The sequence below is a fragment of the Clostridium sp. genome (genome assembly GCF_032552055.1).
Lineage (GTDB): Bacteria > Bacillota > Clostridia > Clostridiales > Clostridiaceae > Clostridium.
In genome coordinates, this window is record NZ_JAWGSV010000044.1 from 1 (window position 1) to 16,659 (window position 16,659).

Here is a 16,659-nt window from a genome sequence, read left to right on the forward strand (position 1 = left end):
ATTTATATCCTCCATATCAAGGTTAGGTTGTATTGCCATATTTATACCATTAGCTATTACTTTAGATAAAGATTCGACTACAGTATCTACTTCTTTTGGAGTTACCATTAAATCACCGAAAGAAGGATTTAATATTTCTCTAATTAAATTATTTTTCTCCATTTTATCCATAGAGCTTAACATCTTGTAAAATTCAGTACCACTCTTAGCTTGCCTTGATAATTCATCTATTACTAAATCTATTGTGTCATTAGCTATTGTTGCCGCATGGACTACTGTAGGTACTCCTATTGCAATTACTTTAACACCTAAAGATTCCTCGTTAATCTTCATCCTATGATTTCCAACTCCAGCTCCAGGTGATATTCCACTATCGCTAATTTGAATAGTTCTATTTACCCTCTCTAGCTTCCTTGATCCTAAAGCATCTATGCATATTACAAAGTCAGGCTTTACTCTGTCCACTAAGCCTTTTATAACTTCTCCAGTCTCTATCCCAGTAATACCAAGGACTCCTGGTGAAATGCAACATACTGGTCTAACAGAGTCATCTATAGCATCAGGCATTACTTGTTTTAAATGCCTTGTAACCATAATTTTTTCAGTAACTCTTGGTCCCAAAGCATCTGGAGTAACATTCCAATTACCAAGTCCAACTACTAATGCAGTCTTTTCTTCTGGTGCATCTATAAGTCTTACTAAAACATTATCCACAACCTTTGAAACCTTATCCATAGTTTCCCCATCATAATGTGTAATTTCTGGGAAATCTATTGTGATATAATTTCCTTTAGGTTTACCAAGTTCTTCCCCTGCTTCATCACTTTCAATAGTTACAGTAGTAATTTTGATATCATCTTCAAATTCCTCATCTACTATAACTCCATCAGCTTCTCTTTTATTTTCCTTAGTATACATATCTCGTGCTTCAATTGCTAAATCAGTCCATACATTATTCATATTTACCTCCATAAAAACTATTATCCCTTTTATTTTTCCTTAATGTTTCAATTTAATACTTGAACTTATAAAGTTTCAATGATATAATCTAGTATGTTAAAAACGAACTCGAACGCAGATTTCCCCAAAGCTGCAAAAGAGGCCCTATAAAATTATTAAGGGGGTGAATTTGAAATGGCAAACATTAAATCAGCGAAAAAGAGAATAAAGGTTACTGAAGCTAAAACTGCTCAAAACAGAATGGTTAAATCAGCTTTAAAAACTGCTGTAAAGAAGTTTGAAGTAGCTGTTGCTGCAAAAAACGTAGAAGAAGCTAACGTTCTTTTCCCTAAAGCTGTTAAAGCTTTAGACATGGCTGCTCAAAAAGGAGTATGTCACAAGAACATGGTAGCTAGAAAGAAATCAAGATTAGCTGCAAAGTTAAACGCTATGGCGTAATCAAATAAGAAGCCGACCCTAAGGTCGGCTATTATTTTATCTATTTTAACATGAAAATTTTGAAAATCATTAATTCCATTTCCATATTTTTATCAACACCAGATGTCTTTAATTTATTTTCTGTATCTAAACAAATCTTCATTAATTCTTGTAATTGCTTTACAGTAAATTTATTACATTGATTTATTAATTTCTCACAAACAAAGGTAGGTAACTTAAATTTTCCTGATATATTATTAATATTTTCTCCGTTTTGAACAAATATCTTTATTTCATATAATCTTTTGAAATTATTTGCAATATTTGATATTATAAGCATATGCTGATCACTTGTAGAAAGCAATTCATTAAGTAATTCTAAAGTTTTTTCTACTTTTCTTTGAGAAATAAAGTCTATTAAATCAAATATATCATCTTCACTAGAATTTAAAATAAGTTTATCTATATCACCTCTAGTAATTTGTCTACCATCTGCATAAGATATTAACTTATCTATCTCTCTTTTTATTATATCGAAGTTATGCTGAACCTTTTCTGCAAAGTATCTAAGTTCAACTTTTCCAATTTCTTTTCCTTTTTCTTTAAATATCTCTTCAACCTTTTTATAGTATCTATCTTTCTTTAACTTATCAAAATAAACTACTTTAGTTAACTTTTCTAGAGATCTTATCTTACTACTTTTTTTAGGTGTATCTCTTTTATCATTAAATAAATAATACATTACCAGTATTGTATATGGAGGCAGATCCTTTAAATATTTTAAAACTTCATTATATAATTTAGTTAAAGAAGCATCACATTTATCCTTTAAAAAATTACTTCTATACACAACCACAACTTTCTTTTCTCCCATAAAAGGCATAGTTTCACATGCATTCATAATATCATCAAAAGTAGTAGTTAAGCCATCTAGTCTTATATAGTTTAAATCTAAAAGACTTTTATCTATAGATTTATCTACTATTAAATTTACTCCTTCTTTTATTAATTCTTCATCTAACCCACAAAATATATAAGAATTTTCTATTTTTCCTTTTTTTATTTCACCTTCTAAAATATCAAAATCTATCAATTTAATCTACCTTTCCTAATTAAAAACTAAAACATCATTATTAAATAAAATTATTTTGCTATAGCTACTATATTTGCAATCTATTATATCATAATTAGACGTAATTTTCCCTTTGGATAAATTAATTAAATATTCTTTATTATTATAACTTAATATCAAATTATTTTTATCCCTATAAATTTTTCCTCTATCTTTTAAGTTAATTACATTAAAGTCTTTATTTATATTATTAGATAAAGAAATCTTTTTATATTTTTCAATATTGATTCCCTTTTTCAGAAGAACTATCTCTTTTTCTCCTTTATAACTTATAGTTACTACACCTTCCTTATAATATTCTATTTTAGGTATAGGACTATAGATATTAACTACAAGGTAGACTAAGAATATTAAATTAAAATAAATTGCTCTTTTATAACCTCTCTTATAAAAATAAGCTGATATCATAAGAATTATATATGCAACTGCCATTAAATCATTAAGATAAAAAGACTTTGGTAAAAATACTAATAGTTTTTCTGATAAATAATCTATCCCTAAAGTTGAATAATAGAGAAGAAAACTTAAATAATTAAATATTATAGGTACCTTATAAAATAAAACAATAACATTTCCTAATATAACTATTACGTTAATTAATGGAATTAATATTAAATTCCCTAATAAAAATCCTATAGAAAATTCTCTAAAATACAATATCATTAATGGTATACTGAAAGCTTGGGCAGAAAGGGAAATTGCCGTTCCTTCCCTTAAAGCTTTCGGTAATTTATATAACTTCTTATTTAAATCCTTATTAAATACTATTATTCCTAAGGTTGCTATAAAACTTAACTGAAAGCCTATTTCAAATATGCTATAGGGCTTATATATAATTAATATTATTCCAGCTAAAGATAGCGAGGCAATTGGATTATAATTCCTCTTAAATCTAGGTGCAAGGCTTAATATAAGTAGCATTATATAAGATCTAACTGTTGATGCTGCAGCTCCAGTAAAAAGCACATAAAATATTGAAACTAAAATAGCAGTTTTTTCTCCTAATAACTTCTTTAGTAATGAATACACAAGAGCCATATGTAATCCAGATACAGATATAGCGTGTAATACCCCTAAATTCTTCATTACATCCTCATCTTCTTTATCTAAAAATTCATCATATCCAAAAGCTATAGATGTTACTAATGCTGCCCTTCTTCCCCCTATTTTTTCTTTAATTTTATTAAATATATCTTCTCTAACTTTATAGAGCCTTCCCTTTATATCTAAAGACATTATCTCTATACTTTTTAAGTTATAATCTCCAACAGTACCCTTTTCTATATTAGCATCATATATAAACTCTCCTACTGCCTCTATCTTGCTTCCAATACTAACATCCCCTATGTCCCCAGATAAATATACCTTTCTACCTTCTATCTCTCCTAGGCCGCCATAGCCGTATGTTTTTAATATCCTCACTACTTCTCTATTTTCAAATTCTATATTATAGTAAATAGAATTATTTATTATCGGTATTATAAAAAATAAGGATAACAGTATATAAAAAAATCTTTTTTCAGTTATTGACATAAAAATATAGTAAATAAAAAAACAGCCAACAATTAATATTGCTAGCCATTTATTTTTATATATTAATAAAAAAGAAATCGATGATAGAATAAAGGCAATAAATATATGCAGCAGAATATTTTCCTTGTTCTTATTATACAAATGGCTCACCTCATTTAAAGTCTTACCACTTTCTAATAATTAAACCTCCTAATAAGAAAATAAATAATAACCAAGCTGATATTATTAAAATTACAGGAGTAAAGGCTATCTTATATATAAATAATACTGCTACTATAGATAAAACATATGCTAATATTACAACTAATAATAGCTTAAGTCCGCTTAAATTGCCTTTAGAGAATACCTTGCTATTAATAATAACATCTATTATACTCATACCCCCTAATAAAAATAAGGCTATTAAACTGTAACTTTCTTTTAAAAAGTATATTGCAAAAGATGGAATTATAATAAATAACAAGGCTCTTAAAATTAGTTTCTTGTTACTATGTTCTTCCTTACCATAAAGAGCATTAATTAATATTACTGGAGTTACTATAATTAAATTTATTAATGCTATATAGTATTCCTTTTCTAAATTTCCTGATGTAAAAAAGTACTGGAAATTAAGCATTAAAATTTCTGATAATACTATTAAAGTATAAAAAGTTATTCCTCTTTTTATCCCTTCTTCAACTTCAGTATATCTCTTTCTTAAATTAAAAAATGATTTTATACTACTTTCTTCAGTATGAATATCAGCAATCTTTTTAAGCAACATAGAAAAGCTTTCTTTTGCTATTCCAACCTTAGCTAAACTAACTAATGATAAGTCTCCTAATGTTTTACCTTCAGCTACAAAATTATATCCATCACTATTATATAAAGAAACTATCTTGTTTTTCATCTCAGGGCGTACTCTACAATATATTCTAGCTTTAGAAACTACACTAACTAATTCTTCATCACTTAATTCTTGTAGTTCAACTCCTGATGTAACTTGATCTTCATTTGAAATCAGACCAATTCGTCTTCCAAAGACCTCTGCTTGAAACTTATTATCTTCAGTAAAGATAACTGGTAGAATTCCATCATCTAAAATATTTTTTATATCTTCTCTAGCATCATCAAATAATGGATTTTCTAAAGCAATTATTCCTACAAAGACTAAATTACTTTCTATATTTTCATAAGGTGAAGGTTCATAATTAAAACTCCTATAAGCAAACCCTTCAGTAAGTAGCCCTTCTCTAGAGAAATTTAAATCTGCAAGCTTTATTTTGATTATGTCTTCAGATGTTAATTCTCTTTCTATTCCATTAATAAGTATATGAGTACAATTACTTAAAAGGCTTTCCAAATCTCCTCTAGAGTTAGCTCTATATCCCCTCTTAGTTTTATTTACTGTAGTTATTATATCCTTACTTGAAGACCTATGAAGTTCAAATCTTCTTCTATTTGAAACATCCATACTTCCTTTATGAATAGAATGCTCCATTCCATACCTTGCATAAGCAACTTCATACATATTTCCTTTAATCCAATTATTATCATTATTAGACTTTGCATTATTACAAATAACTGAAATATCTATAAGTCTTCTTAAATTAATATCTCCTGAATCAATCTTATTAGAACTGTATATTTGATCATTACTATATAGCTTGTTTACATACAACTCATCCTTACTTAAGTTACCTATCTTTTCTAAGAATAAAATCTTAATGTTCTTAGATAGCTCTAAAACAGAAAAATTATTTATTGTAATCTTATCTTCTTCATATATCTTTTTTCTTATAAACTTCCCATAATAAATTATTATGAAAGGTATTAATATGCTAGTTATTGCAAATATCCCCTGAGCAAGAAGTACTATCTTATCAGTAAACTTACCTGGAAAAACTAGCATTAAGTTAACATGTACCAATATAAGACATAAGGCTATATTTAATACTTTGTTTTGAAGTTTTTTTATAATTAAGTCTTTTTTTTCATTTGTATTATTTATTATTTTTACTAATTTACCTAATTGAGTATTATTACCTACCTCAACTACTACACCTTTACCTTGTCCATTTTTTATTACTGATCCTCTAAAAAGCATATTATTAATTTCACCTATGCTACTAACATCATCTTCCATCTTAACAGAGTACTTTTCCTTAATGAAATTATCTCCCGTTACTCCTCTTTCATCTACTTTAATATCTTCTGAATCTATAATTCTAATATCTGCAGCTATTATAGAGTTTTTTCTAAAATATACTATATCTCCTTTTACAAGAGACTCTGCTTCAACTAGCTTTTCTATACCCTCCCTAAGTACTAATACTTGAGTAGTGTTTAAGTTTTGAAGAATTTCGATCTCCTTTTCTTTAAATACATCATGATATATTTTCATAATTAAAATAAATAAAATCAAACTTGACGTAATTATTGCCATAGGATAAAGGTTGTAATATAAGAAAAATCCTATAACTATTATAAATACATATAAATACCTTTGTTTTAATATTTCTAACAATAAATTTAATAAAGCTTTTTTATACGGAAGTGAAAGCTTATTTCCTTCTACCTCTCTTCTTATATTGCATTCAGCTTCATCTAGACCCTTATGTACATCACTTCCTAAATCCTCTACTACATTAATCCATGCATTTTTATAATAAGCTCTCATGACCCTCCTCCTTTCTTAACCCCATAGAATATCTATAATATGAATATAAACCATCTATTACTATATTTCGATATATAATAAAACAACCTAACACTTATAGTATAAGTTGTTAGATTGTTTTTTAAAAGAATTTTTTCAATATATACATGCTTCAATTAATAACTTACATCTTATATTTCAGCTTTTTGTCTTCGGATTAAATATTAAAGCCATAAGATATCCAAAGAAAATTGCAGCTGTTATTCCCGCTGCTGTACCTGTTATTCCTCCAGTAAAGGCTCCTAGAAGGCCTTGTTCTTTAACAGCTTTCATAGCCCCTTTAGCTAGAGAATTACCAAAGCCAGGTAAAGGAATAGTGGCTCCTGCCCCTCCAATTTCTACTAATTTATCATATATTCCAAAAGCACCAAGTATAACTCCGCTAGTTACAAATATCACTAATATCCTAGCAGGCGTTAATTTAGTTGTGTCCATCAATATTTGACCTATAACACATATAATACCACCTACAATGAATGCACTTACATAAGTCATAGTATTATCTCCTTCCTATTTGTTAAACTCTATAGCAACAGCATGAGCTATTCCTGGAATACTTTCACCTTGCAGCGATGATGTAGTACTCATTAATGCACCAGTTGATACTAATAGCATGCTTTTTAATTCTTTTCTAATCATTTTTTTATAAAAGTATCCACAGGAAACCACTGCAGAGCATCCACATCCACTGCCACCTGAATCAGTGTTTTGCAATGTATCATCATATATCATATCTCCGCAATCAAAATAGTTTTCTCTAATGTCATATCCGTATTCTAATAATAGTTTGCTTATAATTTCCTTACCTACCTTACCTAAATCCCCAGTTACTATTGCATCATAAAATTTAGGTTCTCTTCCTGTATCTTTAAAATGTCTTGAAATTGTATCTACTGCAGCTGGAGCCATAGCTGCTCCCATATTATTAGGGTCCTTAATTCCATAGTCTTTAACTACACCAGTCGTAATATGAGTTACTTCTGGAAAATCTCCTTCTTTAGCTAGAACCATTGCTCCTGCACCAGTTACTGTCCATTGAGCTAAGGGACTCCTTTGAGCTCCATACTCTAAAGGAAATCTAAATTGCCTTTCTGCTGAACTAAAATGTGAAGATGTTGCTGCAACAACATAATTTGCAAAACCACCATCCATCATCATAGAAGCAACACTTAAAGATTCTGACATAGTAGAACATGCCCCATACAATCCAAAGAATGGTATATTAAGCTTTCTTGCTGCAAAAGAAGAAGATGTTAATTGATTTAATAAATCTCCTGCAAATAGATAATCCACATCCTCTTCTGTTAAATCCGCCCTATTAATTGCTGCTGTAATTGCTGTATATATCATTTCACTTTCAGCCTTTTCAAAACTCTCTTTACCATATAAATCATCATTTAATATCTCATCAAAGTATTTACCTAAAGGTCCCTCCCCTTCTTTTGGACCAACTATTGAATAAGTAGCAACTATCTTTGGAGGTTTATTTAATTTTACTGTTTGCTTACCAAGCTTTTTTGTATTAGTATTTTCCATAATAAATTTCACCTTTCTTATGTAAACAGTTGAATAATATAATAAATAACTCCTACTATCACTGAGCTACCTATTCCATAAACTAAAACTGGACCTGCAATTGTAAACATCTTTGCTGCTACCCCAAAAACAAAGCCCTCTTGTTTAAATTCTATAGCTGGAGCAACTATTGCATTAGAGAATCCTGTTATAGGTACTACAGTCCCAGCTCCAGCAAACGTTGCTATCTTGTCATATATTCCAACTCCAGTTAATAATGCCCCTAAAAATACCATTATTATTGGAAGGATCATTTTTATATCATCTTCTGGAAAACCATATTTTATCAATAACTCTTGAAAGATTTGACCTAGTGTACAAATAGCTCCTCCAACTAAAAAAGCTCTAGAACAATTTCTAGCTATTTTAGGCTTTGGATTAGTTTGCTCTGCAATAGTTTGAAACTTTTCTTGTATCTGCTTTTCTGTAGGTCTTTTTTTCTTTACCATAATAATTCTCCTTTCAAATATTTATCCGATCACTACCATTGCTAACACTCCCACCTTATATAAGTGGGAGCTAAGCACTGCTACGTGCCTGGATTAGTTCTTCTAACCTTCAGATTGAGCACGGGGTATTCCTGTTAAGAGAACTCCACCTGAAGATAAGAATCACTTTATAAGTTTATTATTCCACTTTATACAAATATAACACTGGAATTTAATTGCAAATATATAATTACTCTTCCCCTTTAGATAAATTAAAAGTAAAGACTATATTCCAAAATTCAAATTAGTAATTAAGGGCAAATAAAAAAAGCCGTCATTGACAGCCTTTTTATTATACTTAATACGACAAATTTTTTATTTTAAATATACATTTATTCTTTTAATTTCTCTCTCATTATCACTAATACTTTCTTCTCAATTCTAGATACTTGAACTTGGCTAATTCCTAAAAGTTTAGCTACCTGCACCTGTGTTTTATCCTTAAAATATCTAAGCATAATTACTTGCCTTGACTTACTATCTAAGCTTCTGAGAGCTTCTTTTAAAGCAATTCTATTTATCATATCAGTATCATCTTCACCTTTTTCACTTAGCTTATCTATAAGTAAAACTGGTGCTCCATCATCTTGATGAATAGTATCATAAAGGTATTGCATGTTGACTGAAGATTCTATGGCAAACATAATTTCTTCTTTTTCAACTCCTGAATATTTAGATAGTTCTTCAATAGTAGGTTCTCTATCTAATTCTTTAGTTAAAGCTTCTTTGTCAAAATGAAGTTTTCTAGCTAAGGTCTTCACACTTCTACTAACTTTTATTATTCCGTCATCTCTAATAAACCTTTTTATCTCTCCTATAATCATAGGAACTGCATAAGTTGAAAACTTAACATTAAACTTATCATCAAAGTTATTGATAGCTTTAACTAGACCTATAGAGCCTATTTGAAAAATATCTTCATAATCATAGCCTCTATTAAGAAACTTTTTGCTAATGGATGAAACAAGAGGTAAATTCATTTCAATAACCTTATTCATAGCCTCTTGGTTACCTTCCTTGGCTAGAGGTATTAATTGTGAATTCTCTTCGTAATTATACACCTCTTTTCTTACAATTCCATTGTCCATATATTTCACCTAACTTACTATATCAAATTTCTTTTTCATAATAACTTTAGTTCCTTTTCCATCTTCACTTGCTACCTCTAAATTATCCATAAATGATTCCATAACTGTAAATCCCATACCTGATCTTTCTAATTCTGGCTTAGAAGTGTATAATGGTTCCATCGCTTGTTCGATATTAGCAATACCTTTTCCAAAATCTTCCACACTTATTGTTACTTCATTTGCAGAAATACTAGCTTCTATTCTTATTATTCCCTCTTTTTTGTTTTCGTAACCATGAATTATAGAATTTGTTACAGCTTCTGATACAGCAGTCTTAACATCTGATAGTTCCTCAATAGTTGGGTCTAACTGAGATACAAAGGCAGCTACTGCAACTCTTGCAAATCCTTCATTTTGAGATTTACTCATTAATTCTATACTAATTTTATTATCCACCATTTTAAACCCTCCACTAAATATTCATTATCCCTTCATCAACATTTCTATAAACATTAATCAGCTTATACATACCTGAAATCTCAAAAACTTTATTAACTGACTTATTAATTTCTACTATGCATAGTCTTCCATCCCTATTTTTCATTTTCTTATGTCTTCCTATTACAACTCCTATTCCAGAGCTATCCATAAATGTAACACCACCAAAATCTAATATAACTTTTTTTATGTTATCCCTATCTATTCTATCATCTATCTTAACTCTAACTTCTTCAGCGCTATGATGATCTAATTCCCCCATTAAATTAACAATTAACTTATCTTCTACTTTATTAAATTTTAAATGCATCCTTAAACTCCAAAGTTATAACCTTAGAGTATTCACCTCCCTTTAATAAATTTCCACTCTTTTCCATAATTCTAACATACTATTTTATTCACAGTCAAATATAATTATGTAATTTATTGTAAATTTATTTTAAAACTTTAAACTATATACCTAATTTGTCATAAAAAAATTTATAATCATAGTAAAATCAAATTAATAAATTACAATCAATAACACAAAAATGAGGCTATTTTCTCAAATAGCCTCATAAAAAGTTTAAAATTAAAATTTTACTTCTTCTTATATTTATATATTTCATTCTTAATATTTATATAAAAATCTTCTAATGTCTCATTTTCATTTAATATTAATGTTTCAATTGCATCATCAAGGCTATTCATTGAGTAAATATTAAAATCTCCAGCCTCAATTGCTTCTTCAACTTCTGGAATCAATATTAATTCATCTATATTAGATGATGGAATTAATACGCCTTTATTTTTTACACTATCTAAAAGGCTGCAAACTCTAAAAAATCCCTCAATCTTCTCATTTACTCCACCAATAGCTTGAACTTCACCTAATTGATTTATAGATCCCGTTACAGCTATATTTTGCCTTACAGGTCTTTTACTAATAGAAGATAAAATACAAATAGCCTCTGCTACAGATGCACTATCTCCATCAATTATTCCATAAGCTTGTTCAAAACTTAAATAGAAGTCCACAGGAATATCATCATATGGGTCTATAATACTATTAAATAGACCTTTTAAGATATTTACAGACTTTTCATGGATTTTTCCACTTAACCTGCTTTCTTTATGAATATCTATTATCTTCCCTGTTCCCTTATGAGAGACGCATGTTATTCTAAGGGGTTTCCCAAAAGAGTAATATCCATTATTAATAACAGATAACCCATTAATAACTCCTACTTTCTCTCCTACTACTGAAATTAATATTTTCTCTTCCTTATATAGCCTATCATATTCCTCTTCAAACTTTTCTCTAGAATATACTACATCTCTAATAGAATTACCATCTATTATTTCTTGCTCTTTACTTTTAGCTACATTATTTGATAATATCAAAAGTTTATCTATTTCTGAAATATCTACATTAACCTTAGCTTTGCTATTAGCTTTTCTAGCAAGGTATTTAATAATTTCTTTTATTGCTTCATTAGATATTGGAAGTAATAAATTCTCATCTACTTTTCTAGATATAGCTCTTTCAACATATGAAATAACATTGTCATTAGCTTCTACAATAGGATAAAATTCTGCTCTTAATTGAAATAGCTTACCAAAGTCTTCATCTAAACTATATAAGCTATCATAAGTCTCCATATCTCCAATTAAAATAACCTTAACATTAATTGGGATAGGCATAGGCTTTAATGTATTAATAGAAATAACCTCATAATAAGCCTTAGAAATATCATAAGTGATTTTACTAGTCATAAGCGCCTTCTTTAAATGATAATATGCGTATCCATTACTAGCTAAAGTATTCATTCTCACTATTAAGCAACCACCATTTGCCCTTAATAATGAACCACTATTAATTAAGGATACATCTGTTGTATAAACTCCATTATGATTTTCAAATTCTAAGAATCCCATTAAATTATTTATACTTGGATCTTCTTCAAATATTACAGGTGGAGACGAAACTAAGCTATTATCTACTAATAAGTGAATATTGTATCTATTTATAGCATCATAAATCCTCTCCTCATCCTCATCAAGACTCATAGTATAAGAATTTATTATTTCTTTTTCAACTAATATAAACAATCTTTCTAAATATTCATAGGCATTATCATCATCAATAAATTCAAACAACACCTTATCTTTAACAGATTCCATCTCTTTAGTTAAAAAATCACCATAAAGTTCTTTTAATTTATCAATGGAACTTACCTCTATTTCTTTTATCTTACTAAGGACAACCTCTGCCTTCTTTTTTAAAACTGTGGCTTTAGCAACAATAATTTCTTTTTTATTTTTTTCTAAAGTATCATATTCCTTTTCACTTATAGCTTTACCATTTATTAAAGGGATAAAGGCAAACCCCTTGCTAGTAATCTTCACCTCAAATTCATCTTTCTTAGCAACTTCCATTAACTCACTTATATAATTATTTCTTTTACTTTGCACCTCTTCAATTAATTCATCTTTTTCATCTTCTGAAGATGTATTATAAAACTCCTCTACTATATCAACATAACTATCTCTAACCTCTTTTAATACTTCAACTAACTTCTTTCCATTTCCATTATCAATAAAAAGTACTTCTGGCTTTTTATAATCTTCTAGGATAACATAGCAAACATCTTTTGGAGGTGGTAAATACTTATACTGCTCCTTTATATATGCTGTAAGCTTTTCTAATTTTTCTTTTGAAAACGAATCTATTAAATATACATTGTAACCTTCCTTTTTTATACTAAGAGCCCTTCCTATTTTATCGTACTCTGAATCTAGTTCAGGAATAGTAGTAACTGTTCCTTTTTCTTTTAATTGCTTAAATTCAAAATTAAACTTCACTTCGTCAAAAGTTAATTTTCTAATCATAATATTCCTACCTTCAAATTGACTTAGCAATTCAAAAAAAGCAGTCCCCCCCTTTATTAATTTATTTACTATATAAATATTCTTATAAGCCATATTAGGGAATAGAAAAATAAATTAATTGCTATAAATATAGTCTATTATATGAATACTACTAAAAACTCATACCATAAATAAATTAAGAATGAAAAACGAACCAATTAATATAGTGATTTATTCCAAGTTACCTAAATGCAAATAAGAGCTATTGCTTTAGAGGATTTTAATCCACTAAAACAATAGCTCCTATAATTCTAATTTGTTATTAAGCTTTATATTCTATAGCTATACTTATTTCTTAATTACCTTTTTGTTATTTTTAATTACATTAATGATATGAAGCTTTCTACTGCTTCATCTGCTTTCTTATAATCTTCATCAGAAGGAACAAAACAGAATGATAATCCTGGATCTACAGTCTTTAACTTTAAATCCTTAAGTCTTACTGTTAACATTTTTACACCTTCTCCACTCCATCCAAAGGATCCAAATGCTAATGCAGCCTTTCCTCTATTTATTATTGGATTAACTAGAGATAATAAATCCCAAGAAGGTTTAACTGCATCTTGATTTATAGTAGGAGACCCTATCATAAATCCTTTTGCCTTTTCAAGCTTTGCTATGCATTCTTCTAAAGGAATAGAAGTTATCTCTATTATATCTGCCTTATATCCCTTTTCTTCTACTTTTTCTTTTAAGTATTTAGCCATTTCTTCTGTATTTCCATATGCAGTAATATAGAAAATCTCTATCTTTTTATCATCTACTTTTTCTTCAGTAGCCCATTCTTTATATAGATTTAATATCTTATCAATATTTTCTATATGAACCGGTCCGTGGCTAGTCCCAATGCAATCAAAGTCTAAACCTTTAATTTTATCAAGTCCCATTAACACAAATCTTTTAAATGGTCCCATTATACAATCAAAGTAATATTTCATTTCAGCAAAATAATCTTCATTTAAGCTTGACATTATGCTTCCTTCTGGACAATAATGTGATCCAGTGAAATCACATGTAAATAGCATATTTCTTTCTTTTACAAAAGTAAACATAGTATCAGGCCAATGAAGATTTGGAGCTGTTATAAACTTTAAAGTAGTTTCCCCAAGTGATATTTCTTCTCTAGCTTCAATATATTCAAATTCTCTATTTAAAATATTTTTTAAATAAGTTATTGCAGCCCTAGTCCCAACTATTTTTATTTCTGGATAATCTTCAAGCAAATTAATTAATGATCCACTATGATCTAATTCAGTATGCTGAACTATAACATAATCTACTTTTTTATCACCAATAACATTAGTTAAGTTCTTTTTAAATTCATCATAAAAGCCTGTCTTAACAGTGTCTACAACTGCAATTTTTTCATCATTAATTACATAAGAGTTGTAAGTTGTTCCTTTTTTAGTTTCCATTATTATATCAAATACTTTTAAATCTGGGTCTTTAACACCAACCCAATAAATGTTGTCCTTTAGCTTTTCCTGTAACATATACCTGCCTCCAACTTCAATTAGTCCTTCGTAATACTAGTAATATTTTACCATAAACTCATTAGTCAAACAATTCTATTTCGACTTTTTAGTATATTTTTCAACTTTTTTCACTATTGTGATATTATGGATTTATTCCATGGCTAACATTTCTAATACTCCCATAATCTAAAAGTGGGAGCTAAGCACTGCTACGCGCCTGGATTAGTTCTTCTAAACTTCAGATAGAGTGTGCATCCTGCGCTCTGTGAAATTGATTAACATAAAATGCAAGATTTTGGTTCTCTACTTTTAAGAAAACTCTATCTGAAGCTAAGAATCACTTTATCAGAGATGAAAGATTATCTATCTCTATTATATATTCATAATGAAGAGCTCTTGTTAATGAAACATATAGAAGTCTTTGATCTAACAAAGTATCACTATAGTTTTCTTTACTCGGATTATAAATAATTGTTGCATCAAATTCTAATCCTTTAGTTAAGTACGATGGAATTATAACTATATCATCATTATTTTCTTTTTCATTGCCTTTTACTAAGGAAATATTTTGAAGTTTATTCTTTTTTAATATTTTCTCCAATATTTTTCCTTCTTCTAAGCTTTTAGTTATTATCCCTATACTACTTTTCCCATTATTTATAATTTCATCAATAACACTAAGGATTTTTCCAGCTGCCTCTTTTTCATTTGAACATTTAATAATTTTAGGTATATCACCATGTCTTAATACAGGTTTAGCTTTTTTTAAATCTAATTTTTGTGCTTCTAAGGATGCATTAGCAAACTCAATAATTTCAACTGTAGATCTATAGCTTTGAGTTAATTGTATGTAGGTAGCATTTCCTTCAAAAACCTTATCCACTATATCATTCCAGTCTCTAATTCCTTTATAATAATAAATCCCCTGACCTATATCTCCAACTAATGTTAATGAATTCCCCTTAGTTAATCTATTTATTAAATATACCTGGAAAGGATTATAATCTTGAGCTTCATCTACTACTATATGAGAGTACTTAGACTTTTCATCGATTCCCTCAAGCAACATATTAATATATAAAATAGGGGCTAAATCATCTTCATCTATTATCCCCTTATCATAATTTGAAATTACTTCTTCTTTCATATAATTAGATATTTCTTCTGGGATTTTGCCCATAGTTGCCATATCGAATAATTCATTATTTTTAAATAAATCTATATAAATATCTTTTGAATTAATTCCTCTCCAGGCCTTGAAATAATCATTCATTACCTTCTTTGAATTGCTCCTTATATTATCCTTTATAGCATCTCTTTCTGAGTATATTTCTATAAGCTTTTTACGTCTTTCTCCACTATCTTCATGCTCTCTTTTTACTTCTTTAATTTTCCCGTCCCAATCTAAATCTACTTGAAGGCATAGTATTTCTATTTTTTCTTTTATTTTTAAGTTTAAATACCTTTTTATTTCATCTTTTCTCTTATTAATAGGGTAACTTTTTAAATCCTTTAGATAAAGTCTCACTATTTCTCTTTTATTAAATAGAATATACCCACTAATAGTAATGTTATCTATGTCAACGGAAGCCCCCTCTAAAATTGCAATATATCTATCAATAATTTCCTTAAATGATAATGTACCTTTTATTTTAGAGGAATTAATAATAAGCCTACTTCTTAGAGTATCTTCATTTTCAATTATTTCTCTAAGTTTTTCATCCTTACTTTTAACCTTGAATTTTGATTTTAAAAACTTAGAAACAAGCTCATGAAAAGTAGTTTGATTTACTTCTTCTACTCCTAGATTTGGAAGTATATCAGAAATATAATTTAAAAATAATTTATTTGGTGCTAAAACTAATATATCTTTACCTTTTATAAGTTCTGAATACCTATATAT

Annotated in this window: 14 protein-coding genes; 1 reads left to right on the plus strand and 13 read right to left on the minus strand. The window is 28.5% G+C overall.

Annotated features, from left to right (window positions below; translation table 11 throughout):
- On the minus strand, window positions 1-960 hold a 960-nt coding region (gpr, locus tag E6248_RS05185), incomplete at its 3' end, for a GPR endopeptidase (RefSeq protein WP_316339750.1).
- 174 nt (window positions 961-1,134) lie between these two features.
- Here gpr and rpsT point away from each other — a divergent pair.
- Entirely contained in the window at window positions 1,135-1,398 is a 264-nt protein-coding gene (gene rpsT, locus E6248_RS05190; RefSeq protein WP_136003438.1) for a 30S ribosomal protein S20, read from the plus strand.
- Window positions 1,399-1,438: 40 nt separating this feature from the next.
- On the opposite strand, the gene holA is transcribed toward rpsT, so the two are convergent.
- The 12 genes from holA to E6248_RS05250 form a co-directional block, all read right to left on the minus strand.
- A complete protein-coding gene (gene holA, locus E6248_RS05195) occupies window positions 1,439-2,470 on the minus strand; it encodes a DNA polymerase III subunit delta (RefSeq protein ID WP_316339751.1) in 1,032 nt (343 codons plus the stop codon).
- Window positions 2,471-2,485: 15 nt separating this feature from the next.
- A complete protein-coding gene (locus E6248_RS05200) occupies window positions 2,486-3,931 on the minus strand; it encodes a ComEC/Rec2 family competence protein (RefSeq protein ID WP_316339752.1) in 1,446 nt (481 codons plus the stop codon).
- A 274-nt stretch (window positions 3,932-4,205) separates the two neighbouring features.
- The gene (locus tag E6248_RS05205) at window positions 4,206-6,701 is read right to left on the minus strand and encodes a hypothetical protein (protein WP_316339753.1); all 2,496 of its coding nucleotides are present in this window, start codon (window positions 6,699-6,701) and stop codon (window positions 4,206-4,208) included.
- A 177-nt stretch (window positions 6,702-6,878) separates the two neighbouring features.
- Window positions 6,879-7,235, minus strand: coding sequence for a stage V sporulation protein AE (spoVAE, locus tag E6248_RS05210; RefSeq protein ID WP_316339754.1), 357 nt, complete (start codon window positions 7,233-7,235; stop codon window positions 6,879-6,881).
- A 15-nt stretch (window positions 7,236-7,250) separates the two neighbouring features.
- Window positions 7,251-8,276, minus strand: coding sequence for a stage V sporulation protein AD (gene spoVAD / locus E6248_RS05215; RefSeq protein WP_316339755.1), 1,026 nt, complete (start codon window positions 8,274-8,276; stop codon window positions 7,251-7,253).
- A gap of 17 nt (window positions 8,277-8,293) precedes the next feature.
- Window positions 8,294-8,764: a stage V sporulation protein AC gene (spoVAC, locus tag E6248_RS05220; RefSeq protein WP_316339756.1), complete on the minus strand. Its 471-nt coding sequence runs from the start codon at window positions 8,762-8,764 to the stop codon at window positions 8,294-8,296.
- 371 nt (window positions 8,765-9,135) lie between these two features.
- Entirely contained in the window at window positions 9,136-9,891 is a 756-nt protein-coding gene (gene sigF / locus E6248_RS05225; RefSeq protein WP_316339757.1) for an RNA polymerase sporulation sigma factor SigF, read from the minus strand.
- A gap of 9 nt (window positions 9,892-9,900) precedes the next feature.
- Window positions 9,901-10,332, minus strand: a complete 432-nt coding sequence (gene spoIIAB / locus E6248_RS05230) for an anti-sigma F factor (RefSeq protein ID WP_316339758.1) — start codon at window positions 10,330-10,332, stop codon at window positions 9,901-9,903.
- Window positions 10,333-10,345: 13 nt separating this feature from the next.
- A complete protein-coding gene (spoIIAA, locus tag E6248_RS05235; protein ID WP_291665308.1) occupies window positions 10,346-10,681 on the minus strand; it encodes an anti-sigma F factor antagonist in 336 nt (111 codons plus the stop codon).
- 269 nt (window positions 10,682-10,950) lie between these two features.
- Window positions 10,951-13,242 (minus strand): AAA family ATPase, encoded by a 2,292-nt coding sequence (locus tag E6248_RS05240; protein WP_316339759.1) that lies wholly within the window; start codon window positions 13,240-13,242, stop codon window positions 10,951-10,953.
- A gap of 359 nt (window positions 13,243-13,601) precedes the next feature.
- On the minus strand, window positions 13,602-14,774 hold the full coding sequence (locus E6248_RS05245) for an FprA family A-type flavoprotein (protein WP_316339760.1): 1,173 nt from the start codon (window positions 14,772-14,774) through the stop codon (window positions 13,602-13,604).
- Between the two features lie 319 nt (window positions 14,775-15,093).
- The coding region (locus tag E6248_RS05250) for a UvrD-helicase domain-containing protein (protein ID WP_316339761.1) at window positions 15,094-16,659 on the minus strand (1,566 nt) is incomplete at its 5' end.